The following is a 23,236-nucleotide window of genomic DNA, read 5'->3' as shown; positions in this document are numbered from 1 at the left end:
GAATTATGAAAGCAAATATAAAATATTTATTCTCCATTTGTGCAGCCGCTCTAATTTCCGGTTGTACAGATTTGGATGTAAAGGTTGAATCTCAATATACCGAATACCCAACAGACAATGAAATTGCTGTAGAGGCTAAAATGGCCGACGTATATTTCCAGATGCGCGACTGTTTCGGCCGCCGCTACATGGAAGCAATGTCTTTGTCAAGTGATGAATACACAGCCGTATCATATGGTGGTGGATGGTATGACAGTGGTGCGTATGCACACCCTAGCCTTCATGATTTTACAGCAGAAGATGCCACAATCGACTGGATGGGTACTCTCACTGGCGGCTGTACAAAAGCTAATATCATCATCCGAGATTTAGGAGGTGATGAAGCTGGTGAAATCATAGCTCCTGCTCGTGCCATGCGTGCGTTCTTTCATTTTATTATGATGGACTGCTGGGGAGATGCTCCAATTCTTGACCATCTGCCTAGCGATGGCGAATTGATTGACCGTTCACCACGTGCTGATGTCGCTAAATTCATCGAAAAAGAATTGTTGGAAATCATTCCACAACTCACCGATGAAGTAAGCGCCAATACTTATGGGAAACCGACTAAATGGATGGCAGAAGCCTTATTGGTTAAATTGTATATCAATTGGGCTGTCTATACAGCAGCTTCTGTAGACAAGTATGATGCAGCGACAGCTACTAATGAAAAACTTAACGATTGTATCAAATATTGTGACGACATCATTACCAATGGTGGATTCAGCCTTGGTTCCATGTCTTACCAAAAGAAGTTTGGTCCGGACAACGGTTCTCACGTAGAAGACTTTATCTATGCAATGCCATACGATACTTACACTGCTACTGGTATGCAGCATGGACGTGCACGTACTTGGAAAAAGGCCGGAAATGTAGAACTCAGTTACTATGGTATGAAACTGAGTAGTTCTGCGGGTGGTTATATCACTATGACTCCGGAGTTTGCAGAACTGTTTGAAGATGCAAGCAAAGCAGGCGACCGAATAAAAAGTATCCTTAGAGGCCCTGTGTATGTGTACAATCCAGAAACTTATGAGCCAACAACAGAACCAGCACTAGATCCTAACGGAAATCAAATTGTACTTACCAAAAGTATTACACTGGACACTCCTAATGACGTTCAGTTAGGAGTAGGTGATGACATCGAAGGATATAACCAAGGATACCGTTCTGTGAAATTCTTCGTCATCGATGACGATTTCAAAAACAGCAGAAACCAGTCAAATGACTATCCTATTTTCCGCTATGCAGACATTTTGCTGACTAAGGCAGAAGCGTTGTTACGTGGTGGAGTATCTACTGAAAGACCTCAAGACACACCTGTAAGTTTGTTCAACGAAATCCGCAGATATGTACATGCAGAAGAAGTAACAAGTGTCAATCTTGACGAATTGTATGATGAACGAGGACGTGAGTTCTTTGATGAAAACTGGCGTAGAAATGATATGATTCGTTTCGGTCATTTCGAAGATGAATTCTTCCCTCATTATCATGACTTCAAGACAGCAAATTTCGACAAAACACGTCGTATCTTCCCATTGCATAGAGATATGCTGAATACCAACCCGAACTGGGAACAAAATCCGGGATATCCTGAATATCATAACTAATTTTTCTACATAACAAATATTGGTGAGAGAAATTCTCTCACCAATATTTATAAACTCACAAGTCAAATACAAACAATCATCTTAAACCCGTAATATAAAAATTGCATTTTCTTACTTTTACAAATAAAAGAATTGCAACCACGTAGTTTTAAGATTCATGAAAACATTTCTTCCGACATTATTCAAATCTCTGATTTATGGAGCAATTACTCCATTAGCTATATCATGTACTAACGGTCAAACAACCGAAAGCTCTTTGTCGTACATTGACACAAGAGTTGGCACAGCTGCCAGTATCACTCATACAGCCGGCATGTTTGGCAAACACACAGAGGAATACGGCCAGACACTACCAGCCGTACTGGAGCCCAATGGAATGAACTTCTGGACACCACAAACTCAAGACACCGAACAAAAATGTATTGCCCCTTACTACTACCGTGACTCCTTGTTCCAAGGTTTTCGTAATTCACATTGGATTGTAGGAGGATGTACTCAAGATTATGGTTCCATGACATTAATGCCATTATTCGAATCATTACGTTGTACACCCGAAAAAAGAGGTACACGGTTTTCGCATAATCAGGAAATCGCTACCCCTTCCTATTATTCCGTTTCACTGCCTGACGAACATCTTCAAGCCGAAATGACAGGCTGCTCACGGTCGGCAATTTTCCGCTTTACCTACCAAAAGGAAGGAAAAGCTTACCTCGTTGTAAATCCTAACAGCGATGAAGGAGAAGGATATATTGAAATTGATACCCTTCAAAAACGTATCTACGGATACAATCCTGTACACCGCATTTATCAAGGATGGGGAGAACCTGCCGGATACAGCGGCCATTTTATCATAGACTATCAAAAGGAGTTATGTGACTTCGGTACCTTCCGAGAAGATAGTATATTCCCTCGGCAGACTCAAATTAGAAATGAAAAAAATATCGGTATCTATATATGCTTTCAAGTAGAAAGTAATGAACAAATATTAATTAAAGCAGCTTCTTCATTTACCGATAGAAAAGGAGCTGAAAAAAATCTGCAAAAAGAAATCGCTCACTGGGATTTCGACCGTACACACCAAAGACTAACAGATATCTGGGAAAAACATCTGGCAGCTATCCAGGTGGAAAGTCCGGACAAAGAAGCAAAGCAGAAATTCTATGGTGCTTTTTATCGTGCATCTTTCTTACCGCATGCTTTTAATGACGTAGACGGACGGTATCCAGCTTTTGCTCAGAAGGATTCCATTCTTCAATTGGCACATGATGAAGTATATTATGAGGATTTCAGTATGTGGGATACCTACAGAGCATTACATCCGCTCATCAACTTGCTGTATCCCACAAAAGCAGGCCATATGATGCAGTCACTCGTCCACAAGTTCGAACAAGGAGGCTGGCTTCCCATCTTCCCCTGCTGGAACAGTTATACGGCAGCCATGATTGGAGATCACTGTATAGCTGCCATTGGTGATGCATGCATAAAAGACATCCGTAACTTTGACATAGAGAAAGCTTACAAAGCTATGCGAAAAAATGCATTTGAATCGCCTGCTGACGATAAAGATTATAAAAACGGAATGGGACGACGTGCCTTGCAGTCATATCTGAAATACGGCTATATTCCATTAGAAGACAGTGTTCCCGATGCCTTCCATACCAAAGAACAGGTATCACGGACATTGGAGTATGCCTATGATGACTTTGTACTCTCTCAAGTAGCTAAACTACTCCAGAAAGAAGAAGATTACAACGTATTGTCTGCACGTGCCCAGAATTACCGCAATGTAATTGATCCACGAACCGGATACGCACAGGGAAGACATGCCGACGGTACATTCTTGAAAGATCAGAACGCATTCCAGTTTACCAAGTTCATCACAGAAGGCGCTCCTTGCCATTACACATGGTATGTGCCCCATGACCCATACGGGCTTATGGAATGTATGGGAGGAAAAGAAAAATTTGCTATGAAGCTGGACTCTATGTTCAGTGAGCACAGATACTGGCATGGAAATGAACCTTGCCATCAGGTAGCATTCATGTTCAACTATACAGGAGAACCTTGGAAAACACAACAAGCCGTACGTCATATCATGGAAACTGAATACCTGAATGCTCCTGGTGGTCTATCAGGTAATGACGATGCAGGACAGATGTCTGCCTGGTATATCTTTGCCTCATTAGGTTTTTATCCTGTATGTCCCGGCTCTCCCTATTACATACTAGCTAGTCCCTCTTTTCCCAAAGCTGTCATACACTTGGAGAACGGACAGACTTTTACCCTCAAGGCAGAGAATGCGTCCAAGGACAACATCTATATTCAGAGTGTGACACTGAACGGAAAACCATACTCTAAAAATTACATTTCCCACAAGGACATTGTACATGGAGGAGAAATGATATTCAAGATGGATGACACCCCCAACAGAGATTGGGGTAATTCTCCAACTGATTGTCCTCCTTTCTTAGTGAAAATACCATAATAAACACATAAACCCCATTCAAATATGAAAACAAAAAACATTCTTCTTGCACTACTTAGCATCTTCTTCCTCGGAGCATGCCACTCGCAGCAAACGGGAATTTATAACATCATGGACTACGGTGCCACGGGAGATGGAAAAACCGACGACGCCCTAGCTATACAAAAGGCTATCAACGCCTGTTCCGAAGCGGGTGGAGGTACAGTAATCGTACCATCCGGACGCACTTTTTTATGTGGTCCTTTCAAGCTGGCATCGCATATCGAATTGCATTTGGCCCCCAACTCACGCCTACTGGCTAATCCAGATGAAAGTATTTACACAGAAAGCGCTTTCGGAGCCAACCGTGGAGAGGGTATGATGTGGATTAGCGGAAAAGACCTGAAAAATGTATCCATAACCGGTACCGGAACACTCGATGGTAACGGAGTGGCTTTCATGGGAAAGGAGCTGGAAGATTCTTACGAACTGAAACCCGTAACCGATTTTGATCCGCGTCCCCACCTGCTGACTTTAACCAACGTGCAGAAGCTGGTAATTCGTGATATCAGCGTACGTAACAGCGCTTACTGGAGTGTACACCTGATAGGTTGCCGTAACGCAATGATTGATGGTATCACTATCCTCAATGACCTGAAAATCCGAAACGGCGACGGTATTGATATTGACCATTCCAAAGACGTGCGTATCTCCAACTGTTTCATTGAATCAGGAGATGACTGCATCTGTCTGAAGAACCGACGTGAATTCGAACAGTATGGAAGCTGTGAAGATGTAGTAGTAACCAACTGTACTATGACCTCCCGCTCATGCGCCGTAAAAATCGGTTCGGAAAACATGGATAAAATCAATAACGTGTTATTCACTAACTGCATTATCAAGGATAGTAACCGAGGTATTGGAATCCAGAACCGAGATGAAGGTACAGTTACCAACGTCATATTCTCAAATATGATTGTAGACTGCCGCTTCTTTTCTGACGTATGGTGGGGAAAAGCAGAGCCGATTTACGTAACTTCTTATCCACGTGCTGTAGGTAATCATAAAGATGCCGGATGGCGTTTTCCAAAAGGAGCTGTGAAAGGTGCCTGTGGAGAAGTAAGCCGCATCTACTTCCAGAACATCAAATGTACAAGTGAAAACGGCATCTTCGTAGGAGGAGACACCATTGACAAAGTGAACCGGATTTACTTTGACCAGGTAGAAGTTAACCTTCACAAACGTACCACATTTGAGGGAGGAATATACGATAAACGCCCATGCGATGGAGAAGGCTTCCTGAAAGGAAAGACTTACGGATTCTTCTTCCACACAGCTTCTGATATTCAAATGGAAAGATGTACAGTCAACTGGGGAGACACTCGCCCAGATTATGCTGCAGAAAATATACATCTAGAAAATACAGCGGGAATTATACAAAAATAATCCATAGTGCTCATAAAAACGCCGTTGTGAAACGGTACATTTCTAAATTTCTTTTTTTAGCCGGAACAAACCTTATGTTCCGGCTTTTTCTTTAAGCATGACTGAACGAACTTGGCAAACATCCAAAACGTTGTTTAAAACATTTCGTAAAATATTTGGGGTCATTAAAACCAACTGCATAAGCCACTTCCGATACATTGGCATCCCCCTTTCCCTGTTCCAACAGCTGACGTCCCATATCCAGCCTAAAATTCTTCATAAACTGGCCGATAGGCATTCCCGCCAGACTTTGCATTTTCTGATTAACTAGCGTTTTACTATATCCCATGTCGCGCACAAATGCATCCAGTCCATATTCAGCCTCAGCGTAATGTAGCTTCATCAATTCCATAGCCCTGTCCATAAATATCTTATCTCTGGATTCCTCTATCAGTCCCAATTCACTTATATCCGACAAAACCGCAGGTTGAGAAAGCCTTTCCTGATATCCTCTACGCAAAGTCAAGATATTCCGAATACGATACTTAAATATATCTGCATCAAACGGTTTACACAGATACTCATCTACCCCTATTGAATAACATTTTTTCTCATTTTCTTCCGAATGTACAGCTGTAAGAATCAGGAAAGGAATGTGGCTAGTGGCCAGATTTTCTTTCACTCTTTTCGAAAGTTCCAGCCCGTCCATCTCCGGCATAAGCAAATCACTGACTATTAAATCCACTTGATGCTTTTCAATTATTTTCATAGCCTCCACTCCATTTTCAGCTTCCAACAGTTTATATTCATTTTTCAACAACGAGCGAATATAACGACGCATATCATGGTTATCGTCAACCACCAGCAGCGTAGCCTTCTGTAAAGAATTATCCTCTGTCACGACAGAATTATCTTCCTCTGACATTCCATTTACAGCCGAAAGTTCTTCTGTCGGCATCTCTTTCATCGGCAACAGGACACGGAAGGAAGTACCTCCTGCTCGGTTATTCTTGGCCGAAATCACACCTCCATGAAGAGCTACAATCCGTTTACACACATTCAGTCCGATACCTGTTCCTGTTTGTCCAAATACCGGATAAGTTACTTTATTTTGTGCCTGGAAGAAACTGTCAAATATCTGTGGAAGGTCTTTTTCCGGTATTCCACACCCAGTATCCGATACCGAAAGATAAAGCTGCACCTTTCCCTTATTATCTACCAAACGAGCTGCATAAAGCCTGATATGTCCTCCATCGGGAGTAAATTTCACAGCGTTAGCCAGCAAGTTTGTCAATACGCGATGAAGATACGTCGGGTCTGCATTTACAGAAAGCCCTTTGAGATGATAACAAGCTTGCAATGTAATATGCCGACGTTTTACAAAAGAAATAAAAGGCAGAAGCAAGTCGTCTATCATGGAAATAAGATCAAACGGACGAATATTCAATTTTACTTTTTCAGTATCAAGTTTCCGGAAATCCATCAATTCGTTCACTAATGAAAGTAAATCCTGTACATTACGTTCCGCTATATGCAACTGTTCTTTTACCTCTTTATCAGAAGTCAATGCCAAAGCCTGCTGGATAGGCCCATGAATCAAAGTAACAGGCGTACGAAATTCATGAGTAAGATGTGTAAAGAAACGGATCTTTTCTTCTGCCATATCTTCCACATGATGAGCCATTACCTCCAAGCTATGATTCTGTACTTCCAACTCATGCGTACGCTGAGCTACTAACTGCTCCAGCAACACCTGCCGATGTCTCAACCGTCTCACCTTATAACGATAAAAAAGGATGGAAAGACAAACCACCGACATCAGAAGAAGCAATAAGAACCACCAGGACTTATAAAAATACGGACGAACCTGAATGTCCAGCTGTAAAATTCGCTCTGACCATTTACCCTCTCCATCCATACTCTGTATTTCAAGTTTATAGGCTCCCGAAGCTAAAGAGGGGAAAGTAATTACTGGATTCTCAGACAACAGTTCTGTCCATTTTTCTGCTTCTTCTGACTTATAACGAATTCGCACGGAACTTCCATAGCCATAACCTTGCGATGTCAAAGCAAGTTCCAGTTGATCACCTTCTTCTAAACCAGACAAACTTTTTTTCTCCGCATACATCCAGCTTCCCTCATTAATCCGAACAGATGAAACCTTAACTCCATGTGAACCCATCAATCCGGCAGGCTTTCGAAGTTGAACCTGATACAAGCCATGGTCTTTCCCACAATATAAGCGGTTATATTGTTGAGAAAAATAAAGTGCATTCGCATCGTACCCCTTATCCAGAAGTCCATCCGACTTTCCATAAGCTATAAAAGTATCACTATTGACCAGCAAGCGCGATAAACCGTTTTCCGTAGCAATCCAGATATTACCCAGTTCATCTTCAGTTACTCCGTACACCGTTTTTTCATCAAACCCTTCTGCTGGTCCATAGTGCTTAAACTGAAAGCGGTTCATGTCATCAGCAATCACACGATAAAGTCCCGTACCTTTTCCTCCCAACCAGATAACACCCCTACTGTCCTGAAACACGGAGTTAATCCGCTCTACCTGAGTAGACTTTTTATCATCCAGCTTATAACGCAAATAAACATAATTCAAATGCCTACGCGAACGAGCAAAAGAAAACAAATCAATAATAAACAATCCCTCAGAAGTACCAAACCACAAACGATTCTTTCGGTCCACACATAACGAGCCGACCGACTCAAACTCATTTACATCCACATCCAGATTAATCCGAGAAAAACGTTCCTGAGATTTATCGTAAAAAATCAGACCATGTGTGGCGCCAAACCAGATTCCTTTATTTACAGGATCTTCTACCGCACTCATAATAAAATCATCCTCCAGCCCTGGTACTTCCCCATTGGAATGCTGTCGAAATACAGGCTGCGATTTATTCAAATCTAATTCACTAATTCCAGCTCCCCAGGTATATGCCCACAAATGATTATCACTATCTATCAATATTCCGTTTACATTATTAGAAATAATAGAAGTAGAGCTATTGGGGGTAAAAGCATAATGCTGCACAGATTCTGTTTGGGGATTCATCCGATAAAGTCCTCCCTCAATTGTACCAATCCACAAATTCCCCTTTTTATCTTCTGTCACGGCACTGATTTGCGGTGTGCGGCCCGATGACAGTTTCCAGGGAATATCTCCTAACCTGGATACCTCTAATCTACGTGACAGATACAACAAATTTACTCCTCCATCCTGCGTACCGGCCCAAATGTCTTGCCCGTCAGTAAACAAACAGACTATAATATTGGAATTCAATCCCCGCTCCTCGGAATCTTCCACACGACGGATAAAAGAAAAAGTATCAGATTCACGGTCGTATACATTCAGTCCATTGAAAGTGGAGACCACCAGACTGCCATCTGAAGTAAGCTTCATATCCGTGATATAAGCCTGACTGAGCATTCCCTCCCGGTGGGAAGAGTAACGGTAACGCTTCACCGTTTTCGTTTGCCGGTAATAACGAAAAAGTCCACGGTTACTGCCTATCCACAGGAAATCACCATCAGCTTGCAGGCAAGAGATACGCCAGTCATCACTAAAAGGTACAATGGACTCCGAAAGCTGCTGTTTACGCAACTTGTCACCTTCCTTCACAATCCGATAAATGCAGTTACCTACTCCGGCACAAACTCCTCCTTCTATTTCAGCAATGGCCGATACACTTTCATCGGCTTCAGCTTGCATCCGATAACAGTCCGTCACTACTCCAGAGCGATCTAGTTCCAGACACCACAACATCTTGTCGGTTACCACCCATATACTTCCATCAGTAGTCTGTATCACCGAACGGACGAACGAATTAAACAAAGTTGACAATTCCGATGTTGCCCCTAAATCGGCCGCGGGAACAGAAAGACCTGTCCGCAAGTCAATCAGGTCGAGTCCGGCTTCCGAACCGACCCAAAGCCTCTTCTGACGATCCTCACATAAGGTATATACATAATTACCTTTCAAGCGGTAAAGAGGTTCCTTCACTCCATAACTCAGGAAACGATAGCCGTCGTAACGCGCCAGCCCGTCCTGAGTGGCCACCCAGATATATCCGAATGAATCTTTCATTACGGCAGTCACCGAATTATTAGGCAATCCGGCTTCCTCTGTTATATGACAGAAATTATAATTTGAAAAGAAATGTTTCTTCGCCTCCAAACGTAGCGTATTCCCCCAAAATAAAATAATACATAAAGTCAACAAAAGTAGTCTCATAGCATATTTATGTTACAATTGTATCGGCTCATTTATACAATGCCTGCGTTCTCTCCGGATATACCAGGTAACGCAGACCCATCCTAAAGCCACCACAAAGACTCCTACCAGTGCCGGATAGCGATAACCTAATCCTGCATCAATCGGAAGTCCTCCGGCATATGCTCCTACCGCATTTCCCAAATTGAAAGCAATCTGCACACAAGCCGCTCCCATCATTTCGCTTCTTCTGGAGTTCTGCAGCAACAACAATTGCTGAGGAGGAGACACCGCAAACAAGGCTGCCGCACAAATAAACATCAGCAATACGGAAAGCCAAGGTACTCCTGCAAACAGAAACGTGCCCAGCAAAGCTAGCATCATAAATACCTGCGTAAACTGAATCACCGGTGCCAGTCCGTACAAATCGCCACATCGTCCTCCTACCAGGTTACCGATAGTCATCCCCAATCCGGCCAGCATCATAATCCATGTCAGACTTTCCGGTTGGAAACCCGCTTCATGCAGCATCTGCGGAGTGACGTAGCTGAACCAGCAAAATACTCCCCCGTTGCCAAACATCGTGGTCAGGATAATCAGCCACGGAGCTAACTTGCGCAAAAAGCGGAACTGTCCTTTCCAGCCCACATCCGGCAAGGCGGGTAAAACAGGTATCCATTTCCAGACGAGGAAGAATACCAGCATTCCCCAGCATCCATTGAACAGGAAGGGGAACCGCCAGGAGAACAGATTGCTCAACAATGTACCCAAGGGCACTCCAAACAAATTGGCAATGGTCATACCGGCAATCATCAGGGCTACAGCTTGCGAGGTTTTCCCTTTATCGGCCACCCTCTCGGCTACAATAGAACCGACTCCGAAAAATGCTCCGTGAGGCAGTCCCGACACAAACCGCATAAGCAGCAATGTCCAATATTCCGGAGCAAGCGCCGCACACAAATTACCAATCACATAAATGGCAGCAAGTCCTAACAATATCTGTTTCAACGGACGCGTACGAGCCACAAACACCGTCAAGGGTGCTCCCACACAAACTCCTATGGCATACGCCGAAATAAAATGTCCGGCTTCCGGTATGCTGATACTCAAATCACGAGCCACATTGGGCAGTATTCCCATCATCACAAACTCAGCAATACCTAACCCGAGTGTACCGGAGGCAAGTGCCAGTAAACTTTTTTTCATGCAAACAATCTTTTTTACCTGTTACCTATCTTCTACGGTACAAAATTACATCAAAAAGTGTACATTATACACATGTTTGAAATTCTTTTTAAAAAGATGGCCGGAACCTCCGAAGTTCTCCCCGCAAACGTAAGGCCTGCCCTGCCGTCATGCTGTCAAGCAGTTCCCAAAAACGAGGGCCATGGTTCATTTCACGTGTGTGAGCCAGCTCATGCAAAATAACATAATCAATCAGGTGAGAGGGAACTAACATCAGGTAACAGGACAAACTGATGGTTTTAGCTGAAGTACAACTTCCCCATCGTGAACGGGCAGCGGTAATCCGTACTTTTCGGTAAGTCAACCCGAAGCGTTCTGCCCACACACTCAGCAAGGGTGGCAGAAACTCAGCCGCCACTTTTTTCATGGCACGCAAAATAGCCCCACGCACCAGTTTCTGAACCGCTTCATCCGAAAAGTCGGTATGTTCCGGACAGAACACGGTCACCTCACCCGAAGGCATCTGCCGCACCGTGAAACATTTCAGGTGACTGGAAGACAATGACAAACGAAAACAGTCGGCCTCAATCCGAAAACTGAAATCGATTGGCCGTACCGCCACCTGCCGAAAGCGTTCCCGTAAATCGGCACGAAACTGCTCCAGGGTAGAAAGCACTTTGTCCGTCTTGCTGTAAGGCGGCACCGTGAGATACAGGCCGTCGGGCTTGACACGCATCGTAATGTTTCTTGCTCCCCGGCGTGTGGCAATCACAATACGGTGGAAATCTTTATCTTCTATAATTCGTTTAGTTGACATAACGGGACAAAGATAACAAATAAATTATCAATTAAATAGGATTAATGAAGCAATAAAAGTCGTAACTTTGCACCCCGAAAAAAGAATACATCGAAAATTATTTATCAATATGGAATTACCTAAAGACCCGATGATGCTTTTCAGCTTCATCAACATGAAGTTAAGAGACTATTATCCTTCGCTCGATGCCCTTTGTGCAGACATGAACGTGAGCAAGGAAGATATTCTGAACCGTTTGAAAGAAGCAGGATTTGAATATAACCCTTCTCAGAACAAATTCTGGTAAGAACTCAAAAAAAGGCTGCCTTCCGAAAGGAAAGCAGCCTTCATTCATTTTATTCAGGTGTAATAAGTATCAAGCGCAATTAGCACTGAGCCAACTTGTTGTCAGAACCCAATACGTTGATGATTTTGTGCTTGTAAAGTTTTTCCATGTTGTCACGAGCCGGACCCAGGTATTTACGCGGGTCGAATTCAGCCGGTTTTTCAGCGAACACCTTACGGATGGCAGCTGTCATGGCCAGACGAGAGTCTGAGTCGATGTTAATCTTGCAAACTGCAGACTTGGCAGCCTTGCGCAACTGGTCTTCAGGAATACCGATAGCAGCTTCCAGCTTGCCACCGAACTTGTTGATAGTATCCACTTCTTCCTGAGGAACTGAAGAAGAACCGTGAAGAACGATAGGGAATCCCGGCAGTTTTTCCATTACAGCATCCAGTACGGCAAATTCCAATGGAGGAGGAACCAGACGGCCTGTAGCCGGATCAACGTGGCACTGTTCGGGTTTGAACTTGTAAGCACCGTGAGAAGTACCGATTGAGATAGCCAGTGAATCACAGCCTGTACGGGTAGCGAAGTCGATTACTTCTTCAGGGTTAGTATAAGTGTGGTGTTCTGCAGAAACTTCATCTTCTACACCAGCCAATACACCCAATTCACCTTCTACAGTTACATCGAACTGATGAGCGTAGTCAACTACTTTCTTAGTCAAAGCTACGTTTTCTTCGTATGGCAAGTGAGAACCGTCGATCATTACTGAAGAGAATCCCATGTCGATGCAAGATTTGCACAATTCGAATGAATCTCCGTGGTCAAGGTGAAGCACGATTTCAGGATGTGCGCAACCCAATTCTTTTGCATATTCTACAGCACCTTCTGCCATGTAACGCAACAAAGTCTGGTTAGCATAGTTACGAGCACCTTTAGATACCTGCAAGATAACCGGAGATTTTGTTTCTACAGCAGCCTTCACGATGGCCTGCAACTGTTCCATATTGTTGAAGTTGAAAGCAGGGATAGCATATCCACCTTTGATTGCTCTGGCAAACATATCTCTTGTGTTCACCAAGCCTAACTCTTTGTAATTAACCATTTTTGTAAGTTTTATAATTGTTAGTAATTAATTCCATCTGCAAAAGTAACAATATAAAAAGAATTAGCAATATACTAAATCGGAGATTTTCTGTCTTTTCTTGAGGCAAATCAATTTTAAGCGGAATATTTACCATAACATGCGGTAAGGATGCAAAGTAGATGTGACAAAAACTGATTTACCTATTTATATAAAAGCCTTTGAGTGACAGAATATTTTTTTCGGGTATTTCTTTTTAGTTTCAAAGAAATAGCGTATCTTTGCAACCCGAAATAGACCATTACACACTTTACCAGTGTTACCACATATTTATTTGTCAATAATAACAATAAAAAGTATATACTAAAATGAAAAAAGGCATTCATCCTGAAAACTACCGTCCGGTAGTATTTAAAGACATGTCAAACGGCGACATGTTCCTGTCTCGTTCAACTTGTGCTACTAAAGACACAATTGAATTCGAAGGAGAAACTTATCCGTTGGTTAAGCTGGAAATCTCTAGCTCATCTCACCCGTTCTACACTGGTAAGTCTAAGCTGGTGGATACTGCAGGACGTGTGGACAAGTTCATGAGCCGTTATGCAAACCACAAGAAAAAATAATTGATTATTTTTCTGGAAAGAATAAAAAGAAGCCTTTTCATCGCGATGATGGAAAGGCTTTTTTTATGTGGTTTCGGAAGAATTTAAAAGCTCTTTTGTATCCCGCTCAAAACGCCAAAGAGTTTAAAACAAAACGCCTTTACGTTTTAATGCAAACGCCCTTGCGTTTCATTTCAAATGCACTTGCGTTTGAGATAAAACGCAAAGGCGTTTTCTGTTTGTATTTTTCACCTCACTTTTCATGCCTTAGTTTTGCCCGTACGGATATTTCTTGATAACTTGCGACTGATTTTCTTTATTAACACATAGACTATGAAAAGTAACTTTAAAAGGAAGTGGAAAGGCATTGTTGTCACAACTTGTATTCTTTCCTTACCTGTTTCTTATCTTCCGGCACAAGAAAATTTAGTGCTGCACTACAATCGTCCTGCTGAATTTTTTGAAGAAGCACTCGTCATCGGAAACGGTACGATGGGAGCTATTCTTTACGGAGGAACCGACAAGGACGTACTCTCTCTGAACGACATTACCCTATGGACCGGAGAACCCGACCGGAAAGTCACAACTCCCGATGCCTACAAGGCTATTCCGGAAATCCGTGCCTTGCTCGACAAGGAAGACTACCGCGGAGCCGACCGCGCCCAGCGGAAAGTACAGGGACACTACAGCGAAAATTATCAGCCGCTAGGCCAACTTTCCATTACTTATTCTGCCGAACCGGCAAAAGTAAGCCACTATCAACGGACACTAGACATCAGCCGGGCCATGGCACGAACCGCTTACCAGAGAAACGGCAAAGGCTTTGCCTGCGATTATTTTGCGTCAGCCCCCGACTCGGTGATTGTACTGCGCCTGCAGACGGAAAGCGCACAAGGGCTGCAAGCCACTCTTTCATTCAACTCGCTCCTGCCTCATGCCACTACGGCCAACGGCAATGAGATTTCAGCCGAAGGATATGCTGCCTATCACTCCTATCCCGTATATTTTGACGGAGTAAACAACAAGCATTTGTATGATCCGGAGCGGGGAACGCATTTCCGTACACTGATTCGGGTCATAGCTCCTCAAAGTGAGGTCAAAAGCTTTCCATCGGGTGAATTGAAGGTGAAGGGTGGAAACGAAGCCTTGATTCTGATAGCCAACGTCACCAGCTTCAACGGCTTCGACAAAGACCCCATGAAAGAGGGACGTGACTACCGGAACCTGGTGGCACGGCGCATAGAACGGGCAGCAAAGAAAACGTTTGAGGAATTAGAAAATGCACACGTGACAGACTACAAGTCTTTCTTCGACCGCGTGGGACTTTGCCTAGGTAAGACAGACCAGGCCATTGCAGCCCTGCCTACCGACGAACAGCTATTGCAATATACAGACAAGTCACAAAGGAATCCGGAACTGGAAGCATTGTATTTTCAATATGGCCGCTACCTGCTCATTTCCAGTTCACGTACACCGGGAGTACCCGCCAACCTGCAAGGTCTGTGGAACGAACGCCTGCTCCCGCCCTGGAGCTGCAACTATACCAGCAACATCAACCTGGAGGAGAACTACTGGGCAGCTGAAACGGCCAATCTGAGTGAAATGCACCGCCCACTGATGGACTTCATCGCCAACCTGCAACACACGGGAGAAGAGAGTGCCAAGGCTTATTACGGCGTACAGAAAGGATGGTGTCTGGGACAGAATACGGACATCTGGGCCATGACCTGTCCGGTAGGATTGAACGTGGGTGACCCGTCGTGGGCATGCTGGACCATGGGAGGCGCCTGGCTGTCTACTCATATCTGGGAACGCTACACCTTCACGCAGGACAAGGAATTTCTACAGCAATATTATCCGGTATTGAAAGGTGCAGCCGAATTCTGCCTGAACTGGCTGATAGAAAAAGACGGCAAGCTGATTACTTCACCGGGTACATCGCCCGAAAACAAGTTCCTGACTCCCGACGGCTACGCAGGAGCTACTTCCTACGGCTGTACTTCCGACCTGGCTATGACACGTGAATGCCTGATAGATGCGGCCAAGGCTGCCGAAGCATTAGGTACAGACAAAACCTTCCGGAAGCAGATAGAGAAGACGCTTCCCCGCCTGCTGCCTTACCAGGTTGGCAAGAAAGGTAACCTACAGGAATGGTTCCACGACTGGGAAGACCAGGAACCGCAACACCGTCATCAGTCGCATCTGTTCGGTTTGTATCCGGGACATCATCTGTCTGTAAAAGAAACTCCGGAACTGGCAAAGGCCTGTGCCCGTACGCTGGAAATCAAAGGCGACAATACTACGGGCTGGAGCACCGGCTGGCGTGTCAACCTTTATGCACGCCTGCAAGACAGCAAAAATGCGTACCACATTTACCGTCGCCTGCTGCGTTATGTCAGTCCGGACGGATACAAAGGAAAGGATGCACGACGCGGAGGAGGTACCTACCCCAACCTGCTCGATGCACACTCGCCTTTCCAGATTGACGGTAACTTTGGCGGTTGCGCCGGCGTCATTGAAATGCTGATGCAATCTTCCGAAAACAGTATCACCCTGCTTCCGGCTCTTCCGGAGGAATGGAAGGACGGCAGTGTGAAAGGTATCTGTGCCCGTGGAGGCTTCATCGTCGATATGGAATGGAAAGACAGCAAGGTCACATCCTTATACATTCAGTCACGCAAAGGAGGAAAAACAAAAGTCTGCTTCAACGGAAAATCCAAGAATATCGCCCTCAAGGCAGGCAAAGGAATCAAGTTACTGTAAGCCAGCATCACAAAAAAAAGAAAGCCGCACCGGAATCATCCAGTACGGCTTTCTTTTTTATCTGAAATTCAGTGTCTGTCAGCATTAAGCTTTTACACGACCTACGTAAGAACCGTCGCGAGTATCTACTTCGATAGTTTCATCCTGGTTAATGAACAACGGAACACGTACAGTAGCTCCAGTTTCTACAGTAGCAGGCTTAGTAGCGTTAGTAGCAGTATCACCTTTCAGACCCGGTTCAGTGTAAGTAACCTTCAGCTGAACTTTTACCGGCAATTCTGCGAACAGGATAGTTTCAGTAGAAGCATCAGAAACAACTTCTACAATCATTTCTTCTTTCAGGAAGTCTACACCTTCAATCAGTTCATGAGCGATAGGCACCTGTTCGAAAGTTTCCTGATTCATGAAAATATAATCATCACCTTCTTTGTACAAGAACTGATAAGGACGACGTTCTACACGTACATCTTCCAGTTTTTCACCGATGTTGAAACGACGTTCCAATACATATCCGTCTACCACATCTTTCAGTTTTGTACGCATGAAAGTGTTTCCTTTACCCGGTTTTACATGCAGGAAGTCAATGCAGAAATACAATTTGCCATCCATACGGATAGCGGTTCCGATTTTAATGTCTTGAGCATTAATCATAACTTAAATCCTTTATTATTATGTAATAGTTTGATTTATTCTCTGAATACGGTTGCAAAATTAATCTAAATCGCGAAAAAACGCAAAAAGATTTGTCTAAAAATGATTTAGCACTTTGATTATTAAAAAAAAGTCACTAATTTTGCAGCCCGAACGCATGGAATAATAACATAAAATAGTATATACGAAAATGAAAAGAACATTCCAACCCTCTAACAGAAAGAGAAGAAACAAACACGGTTTCCGTGAAAGAATGGCTACCGCAAACGGTCGCCGAGTATTGGCAGCACGTCGCGCTAAAGGCCGCAAAAAATTAACTGTATCTGACGAATACAACGGAGTAAAAGCATAATAAACTCTGTTTTGACAGAAAGCCGCAAAGTAATTCCTCTTATTTACTTTGCGGCTTTTTATTTTGTCCAAGACTGCACCGCCTGTGTTCTCCCTATCTGAAACACAATCGCTTTAACATGGTGCATAAAAAACCGGAGTCCATTATCTTCCGATAACGAGCCCCGGCTCTATATTCTAAATCACTGTGGATTCTTATTTAATCAGGTCGCGACCTGTCATTTCAGACGGCTGCGCCATGCCTAAAATGTGCAGGATAGAAGGAGCCACATCAGCCAATACACCATTTTCTACTTTGGCATCTTTGTTTTCAGTTACGTATACAAACGGAACCGGATTCAAAGAGTGAGCTGTGTTCGGTGTACCGTCTTCATTCAATGCATGATCTGCATTTCCATGGTCAGCAATGATGATGACTTCATAACCGTTAGCCTTAGCAGCTTCTACTGTATCTTTCACACAGTTGTCGATAGCTACTACAGCCTTTTCAATTGCTTCATAGATACCTGTATGACCTACCATGTCACCGTTTGCATAGTTCACTACGATAAAGTCATATTTCTGTGTACCGATAGCTTCTACCAGTTTATCTTTTACTTCGTATGCGCTCATTTCCGGCTTCAAGTCGTAAGTAGCAACCTTCGGTGAAGGAACCAGGATACGGTCTTCGTTGTCATACGGAGTTTCACGTCCACCGTTGAAGAAGAAGGTTACATGGGCATATTTTTCAGTTTCTGCAATGTGAAGCTGAGTCTTGCCATTACTTGCAAGGTATTCGCCCAATGTGTTCTGTACGTTTTCCTTGTCGAACAAGATATGTACGCCTTTGAATGAAGCATCATACGGAGTCATACAGTAGTACTGCAATCCCGGGATGGTCTTCATGCCTTCTTCCGGCATATCCTGCTGAGTCAATACGATAGTCAATTCTTTTGCACGGTCGTTACGGTAGTTGAAGAAGATAACTACATCCCCTTCCTTGATAGTACCGTCGAAGTTTGCATTGGAAATCGGTTTGATGAATTCGTCTGTTACACCTTCATCGTATGATTCCTGCATAGCCTGTACCATGTCGGTAGCCTTCTTACCTGTACCGTTTACCAGCAAATCGTATGCTTCTTTCACACGTGCCCAACGTTTGTCACGGTCCATTGCATAGAAACGTCCAACGATAGAAGCAATCTTTCCGGCTGATTTTTCGCAATGAGCAGTCAGCTGTTCAATGAATCCCTTACCGCTCTTTGGGTCTGTATCACGACCGTCCATGAAGCAGTGGATGAAAGTATTTTCCAGTCCGTATTCCTTTGCAATGTCACACAATTTGAACAAGTGCTCCAAAGAAGAGTGTACACCACCATTAGAAGTCAATCCCATGAAGTGGATGTTTTTTCCATGTTCTTTTGCGTATGAGAAAGCAGCTACTACTTCCTTGTTCTGCATAATGCTGTTGTCGGCACATGCACGGTTAATCTTCACCAAATCCTGATATACGATACGGCCTGCACCGATATTCAAGTGACCTACTTCTGAGTTACCCATCTGACCGTCAGGCAAACCTACATTTTCACCACTGGCCTGAAGCTGTGAATGAGGATAGTTAGCCAACAGACTGTCCCAGTAAGGCGTCGGAGTATTGAAGATTACATCATCTTTTTGACGGTCGCCACAACCCCAACCGTCCAGAATCATTAAAAGCGCTTTCTTTGCCATAATCTATTTTGTTTAAAAGTTAGAATTCCATTCTATGTTTTCCGACAGCAAAAATACAAAATAATCCTGCTTGGAAGATTACTTTTCCTGATAATAATCAATAAAAAACGGCTACTTGAACCAAGTAACCGTAAAACAAATCGGACGTACCAAATGGCACGCCCGAAAGAATATTGCATCCTAATAATTATTCAGCACGCAAAGTGAAACGTTTGAAGTCTGCAACAGCCAGTTCCGGATCAGCAGCTTTCAATACATCAGCTACAGTCTTCTTCGGATCCATGATGCTTTCCTGTTTCAGCAAGCAAACTTCTTTCAAGAATTTACCCAGACGGCCTTTTGCGATATTTTCAATCATAGCCTCAGGCAAGTTAGTAGCTTTTTCTGCAGCTACTTTTTCCTTGATTTCTTTAGCTTTAGCTACATCTTCTGCAGTAATCCATCCCTTGGCCATGTTGCTTTCCATGTGCTCTTCGCTATCTACGTGAGAAGGATTGATACCAGCTTTCTTCAAAGCAGCTTCAACAGCTTTCTGTACCTGTTCAGCCTTAGTCTTTTCAATAGCTACATTGATTTCTTCCTGTTTTACAGATTCAGAAACACCAGCTTCATCAATTGCAATCGGGTTCATGGCAGCAATCTGCATACAGATTTCATGAGCTACCTGAGCATCGCATTCTTTGTTGAATGCAACGATTGTACAAAGCTGATTCTTATTCATGTGGTTGTAAACAGCAGTGCAAGCACCTGATACGAAATTGAAACCATCCAATTCAGTCTTTTCACCAGTGATACCACTACGTTCTACAATTGCATCAGCAATAGTACCGTTACCCATAGGCAAAGCCTTGATTTCATCCAAAGTCTGACACTTGTTAGCGATAGCAGCATCCAGAATAGCCTGAGTCAATGCTACGAAATCTGCATTCTTTGCAACGAAGTCAGTTTCACACTTCAAAGCAATCATTGCAGCGTAGTCACCAGTTGATTTTGCCAACACGCAACCTTCTGAAGTTTCACGGTCAGAACGTTTTGCAGCTACAGCCTGTCCTTTTTTACGGATAATTTCCATTGCCTTGTCGAAATCGCCTTCTGATTCTGCCAAAGCGTTCTTACAGTCCATCATACCAGCTCCAGTCATTTTACGAAGCTTGGTGATATCAGCCATACTTACAGCCATAATAATATCTTTTATTTTGAGTTAGTAATGTTCTTAAAAACAAAATTGAGAATTGAGAATTGAGAATTGAGAATACAGTTTTCCCAATTTTCAATTTTCAATTCTCAACTTACTTTATTGATTAAGCTTCTTCTTCATCCTTGCTCATGAATGCAGCAGCCTTAGATGCGTTGATTGCATCTTCTTCAGCTTTATCCATGCGAGCTTTGGTAGCTTTTTTCTTAGCAGCTTTCGGTGCATTTTCACCAGCAGCTTCCATATCTACCTTTTCTGCTTTTCTTTCTTCCAAGCCTTCTGCCATTGCAGCGCAGCAAGCATCCAAGATAACTTCTACTGATTTAGTAGCGTCATCGTTTGCCGGAATTACGAAATCGATGTTTGAAGGATCTGAGTTAGTATCTACGATAGCAAATACAGGAATACCCAGACGGTTAGCTTCACGAACTGCGATGTTTTCTTTCAATACGTCTACTACGAACAATGCAGACGGCAGACGAGTCAAATCAGCGATAGAACCCAAGTTCTTTTCCAACTTAGCACGCTGACGAGAAATCTGAAGAACTTCTCTCTTTGACAGGTTTGAGTAAGTACCATCGTTAGTCAGTTTGTCGATAGTAGTCATTTTCTTCACAGCCTTACGGATTGTCGGGAAGTTAGTCAACATACCACCCGGCCAACGTTCGATTACGTACGGCATATTTACAGAAGCAGCTTTCTCAGCTACAACTTGTTTAGCTTGTTTCTTAGTAGCAACGAACAGGATTTTCTTTCCTGATTTTGCGATTTGTTTCAAAGCTTCAGCAGCTTCTTCAACTTTAGCAACAGTTTTGTTCAAATCGATGATATGAATACCGTTGCGTTCCATGAAAATATAAGGAGCCATTGCAGGGTTCCACTTTCTTTTAAGGTGTCCGAAGTGGCAACCAGCCTCCAATAATGTATCAAAATTTACTCTTGACATTGTTTTTAATTTTAATCGTTTACTTTCTTTTTTGTTTATTGAACCAACTGTCCGGTAGTCTTTCCGACAAGAACTTGCAGGAAGAATCCTGACAGTTTAGATACTAAACGCTTCTTTAGGTGACGAGGTATCAGTTGACGAGGCAACAAGGACAGACCCACCGAGTGAACCACCTTGCCAACTTGTCCCTTATCCAACTTGTCCCCTCGTTAACGTTTACTGAACTGGAATCTACGACGTGCTTTTGGACGTCCCGGTTTCTTACGTTCAACAGAACGAGAATCGCGAGTCATGAAACCTTCAGAACGAAGAGCCTTCTTATCTTCCGGATTGATTTTAACCAGTGCACGAGCGATAGCCAAACGCAAAGCCTGAGACTGACCAGTGAAACCACCACCGCACAAGTTAACTTTGATATCATATTTTTCAGCCACTTCCAATTTGTTCAACGGCTGTTTAACTACATACTGCAGAATAGTTGATGGAAAGTACTGTGCAAGGTCTCTCTTGTTAATAGTAATCTTTCCTGTACCTTCGCTAACGAAAACGCGAGCTACTGCGCTTTTACGTCTGCCTAATGCATTTACTACTTCCATTCTTTATTATTTAAGTGTATTAATATCAATTACTTTCGGAGTCTGAGCTTCGTGTTTGTGTTCACTTCCTTCGTAAACATACAAGTTGCCCAGCAACTTAGCTCCCAGACGATTCTTAGGAAGCATACCTTTTACTACTTTTTTCATCAATTTTTCAGCGCCATTCGGTTTTGCCAACAGACGAGCCGGAGTAATTTCACGCTGACCACCAGGATAACCGGTATAGCTCAGGTAAACCTTATCGGTCATTTTCTTACCTGTAAATTTCACTTTGTCTGCATTGATGATAATAACGTTATCACCGCAGTCTACGTGAGGGGTGAAGTTAGGTTTGTACTTACCTCTCAACAACTTTGCAACTTTTGCACCGAAACGGCCTACAACCTGATCGGTAGCATCCACAACAACCCATTCTTTAGTTGCTGTTTCCTTGTTTGCAGAAATGGTCTTGTAACTTAAAGTATCCACTCTTAAATCTTTTTAAAATGTTAACTACTAAAAAACAAATTCCTACAACCTTACCCTTCCCGGACAAAGAAGAATAAAGCACTCAGAATTAAAAATTTATCACTAGTTGATAATAATCGGCTTGCAAAGGTACGGCTTTTCTTTTAACCGACAAAGATTTTAAGTTTTTTTTTCGCGGGATAACCAGTTGATTATGAATCGTACCTAAATGATATAAAACCAGAAAAGACCGTTGCAACCCCATGTTGCAACGGCCCTATTTATTTATCATCCAATTTTTATCAGCGCAATTCATCACCCGGATAAACAGGTGCCATTTCGACTTTCTTCCAAATTTCATGACACCAGGAATCTATCTTGTTCCCATTAGCATCATTATCCAAGAAATACTTCACATACATCAATGTACCATTTTCCTTTAGTTCAAAATGCATTGCATTTTTCTTTCCATTCAACTGTGGAAGATGCACGTTTTTCTCTACACACTCCGTATAAAGTCCTTCACTGTTTATTTCATAAGTTCCATATCCCAAAATAACGGCTCCTGTCTGCATCATCAACAAATTGGTAAAACGTCCGTCATCAGAAAGAATCTTCAGAGAATTACTTGTCTTAAGCTCACCCGGTATATCCGGAGAATTAGAACGATAGAAACACATCTGCCAAACTCCATGTAAATTAATAGGAGTTTTTTCCTGCACATCCTGGGCCATCGAATTGCCGACAGCTAAAAGCATCAGAAACGCTACCAGAAAGAAATAACGTATTTTCATAACTATAAGTATTAGAATTACCTATCAGGTTATCACAAAATTATAAAATATTTTGACAATC

The 23,236-nt window shown here is 43.0% G+C and carries 19 protein-coding genes; 7 read left to right on the top strand and 12 right to left on the bottom strand.

Going from position 1 to position 23,236, the window contains the following annotated elements; translation table 11 throughout:
• Positions 1-5 precede the first annotated feature (5 nt).
• The 3 genes from WKT20_RS02825 to WKT20_RS02815 all read left to right on the top strand — a co-directional run bounded on the left by WKT20_RS02825 (position 6) and on the right by WKT20_RS02815 (position 5,559).
• Positions 6-1,649 (top strand): RagB/SusD family nutrient uptake outer membrane protein, encoded by a 1,644-nt coding sequence (locus tag WKT20_RS02825; protein WP_117702651.1) that lies wholly within the window; start codon positions 6-8, stop codon positions 1,647-1,649.
• A 157-nt stretch (positions 1,650-1,806) separates the two neighbouring features.
• On the top strand, positions 1,807-4,134 hold the full coding sequence (locus WKT20_RS02820; protein WP_117702744.1) for a GH92 family glycosyl hydrolase: 2,328 nt from the start codon (positions 1,807-1,809) through the stop codon (positions 4,132-4,134).
• A 24-nt stretch (positions 4,135-4,158) separates the two neighbouring features.
• On the top strand, positions 4,159-5,559 hold the full coding sequence (locus WKT20_RS02815; protein ID WP_007564332.1) for a glycoside hydrolase family 28 protein: 1,401 nt from the start codon (positions 4,159-4,161) through the stop codon (positions 5,557-5,559).
• A gap of 91 nt (positions 5,560-5,650) precedes the next feature.
• On the opposite strand, the gene WKT20_RS02810 is transcribed toward WKT20_RS02815, so the two are convergent.
• From WKT20_RS02810 to WKT20_RS02800, 3 genes are all read right to left on the bottom strand, one after another.
• Complete coding sequence (locus WKT20_RS02810; RefSeq protein ID WP_340416793.1) at positions 5,651-9,787, bottom strand: hybrid sensor histidine kinase/response regulator transcription factor; 4,137 nt, start codon at positions 9,785-9,787, stop codon at positions 5,651-5,653.
• Positions 9,788-9,799: 12 nt separating this feature from the next.
• Positions 9,800-10,972: an MFS transporter AraJ gene (gene araJ / locus WKT20_RS02805; protein ID WP_340416792.1), complete on the bottom strand. Its 1,173-nt coding sequence runs from the start codon at positions 10,970-10,972 to the stop codon at positions 9,800-9,802.
• A gap of 88 nt (positions 10,973-11,060) precedes the next feature.
• The gene (locus WKT20_RS02800) at positions 11,061-11,768 is read right to left on the bottom strand and encodes a M48 family metallopeptidase (RefSeq protein ID WP_117673635.1); all 708 of its coding nucleotides are present in this window, start codon (positions 11,766-11,768) and stop codon (positions 11,061-11,063) included.
• A 109-nt stretch (positions 11,769-11,877) separates the two neighbouring features.
• Between WKT20_RS02800 and WKT20_RS02795 the strand changes: the two genes are divergently transcribed.
• Positions 11,878-12,054: a DUF4250 domain-containing protein gene (locus tag WKT20_RS02795; protein WP_007564324.1), complete on the top strand. Its 177-nt coding sequence runs from the start codon at positions 11,878-11,880 to the stop codon at positions 12,052-12,054.
• Between the two features lie 79 nt (positions 12,055-12,133).
• Here the strand turns inward: WKT20_RS02795 and WKT20_RS02790 are convergent, their stop codons facing one another.
• On the bottom strand, positions 12,134-13,141 hold the full coding sequence (locus WKT20_RS02790; RefSeq protein ID WP_117673634.1) for a class II fructose-bisphosphate aldolase: 1,008 nt from the start codon (positions 13,139-13,141) through the stop codon (positions 12,134-12,136).
• 347 nt (positions 13,142-13,488) lie between these two features.
• Between WKT20_RS02790 and WKT20_RS02785 the strand changes: the two genes are divergently transcribed.
• Together WKT20_RS02785 and WKT20_RS02780 are read left to right on the top strand one after the other, a co-directional pair.
• Positions 13,489-13,743: a type B 50S ribosomal protein L31 gene (locus WKT20_RS02785; RefSeq protein WP_007564320.1), complete on the top strand. Its 255-nt coding sequence runs from the start codon at positions 13,489-13,491 to the stop codon at positions 13,741-13,743.
• A 312-nt stretch (positions 13,744-14,055) separates the two neighbouring features.
• The gene (locus WKT20_RS02780; RefSeq protein ID WP_340416791.1) at positions 14,056-16,485 is read left to right on the top strand and encodes a glycosyl hydrolase family 95 catalytic domain-containing protein; all 2,430 of its coding nucleotides are present in this window, start codon (positions 14,056-14,058) and stop codon (positions 16,483-16,485) included.
• 84 nt (positions 16,486-16,569) lie between these two features.
• Here WKT20_RS02780 and efp read toward each other — a convergent pair whose 3' ends face one another.
• Entirely contained in the window at positions 16,570-17,136 is a 567-nt protein-coding gene (efp, locus tag WKT20_RS02775; RefSeq protein WP_117702751.1) for an elongation factor P, read from the bottom strand.
• 190 nt (positions 17,137-17,326) lie between these two features.
• Here efp and rpmH point away from each other — a divergent pair, with 190 nt between their 5' ends.
• Entirely contained in the window at positions 17,327-17,488 is a 162-nt protein-coding gene (gene rpmH / locus WKT20_RS02770; protein WP_007564314.1) for a 50S ribosomal protein L34, read from the top strand.
• 194 nt (positions 17,489-17,682) lie between these two features.
• Here the strand turns inward: rpmH and gpmI are convergent, their stop codons facing one another.
• The 7 genes from gpmI to WKT20_RS02735 all read right to left on the bottom strand — a co-directional run bounded on the left by gpmI (position 17,683) and on the right by WKT20_RS02735 (position 23,175).
• Positions 17,683-19,197: a 2,3-bisphosphoglycerate-independent phosphoglycerate mutase gene (gpmI, locus tag WKT20_RS02765; RefSeq protein ID WP_007564312.1), complete on the bottom strand. Its 1,515-nt coding sequence runs from the start codon at positions 19,195-19,197 to the stop codon at positions 17,683-17,685.
• Positions 19,198-19,384: 187 nt separating this feature from the next.
• Positions 19,385-20,377: a translation elongation factor Ts gene (gene tsf / locus WKT20_RS02760; RefSeq protein ID WP_340416790.1), complete on the bottom strand. Its 993-nt coding sequence runs from the start codon at positions 20,375-20,377 to the stop codon at positions 19,385-19,387.
• A 121-nt stretch (positions 20,378-20,498) separates the two neighbouring features.
• On the bottom strand, positions 20,499-21,338 hold the full coding sequence (gene rpsB / locus WKT20_RS02755; RefSeq protein WP_117702753.1) for a 30S ribosomal protein S2: 840 nt from the start codon (positions 21,336-21,338) through the stop codon (positions 20,499-20,501).
• A 35-nt stretch (positions 21,339-21,373) separates the two neighbouring features.
• Positions 21,374-21,535: a hypothetical protein gene (locus WKT20_RS02750; protein WP_181976358.1), complete on the bottom strand. Its 162-nt coding sequence runs from the start codon at positions 21,533-21,535 to the stop codon at positions 21,374-21,376.
• A gap of 12 nt (positions 21,536-21,547) precedes the next feature.
• Positions 21,548-21,934, bottom strand: coding sequence for a 30S ribosomal protein S9 (gene rpsI / locus WKT20_RS02745; protein WP_007564303.1), 387 nt, complete (start codon positions 21,932-21,934; stop codon positions 21,548-21,550).
• Positions 21,935-21,940: 6 nt separating this feature from the next.
• A complete protein-coding gene (gene rplM, locus WKT20_RS02740; protein WP_117702754.1) occupies positions 21,941-22,402 on the bottom strand; it encodes a 50S ribosomal protein L13 in 462 nt (153 codons plus the stop codon).
• Positions 22,403-22,683: 281 nt separating this feature from the next.
• Entirely contained in the window at positions 22,684-23,175 is a 492-nt protein-coding gene (locus WKT20_RS02735; protein WP_007564297.1) for a DUF4488 domain-containing protein, read from the bottom strand.
• Between the last annotated feature and the right edge of the window lie 61 nt (positions 23,176-23,236).

The sequence above is a fragment of the Phocaeicola sp. ICN-14070 genome (assembly GCF_037892625.1).
GTDB classification, from domain to species: Bacteria; Bacteroidota; Bacteroidia; order Bacteroidales; family Bacteroidaceae; genus Phocaeicola; species Phocaeicola plebeius.
Note: the sequence above shows the minus strand (reverse complement) of the source record. Positions and strands in the feature narration are given on the sequence as shown.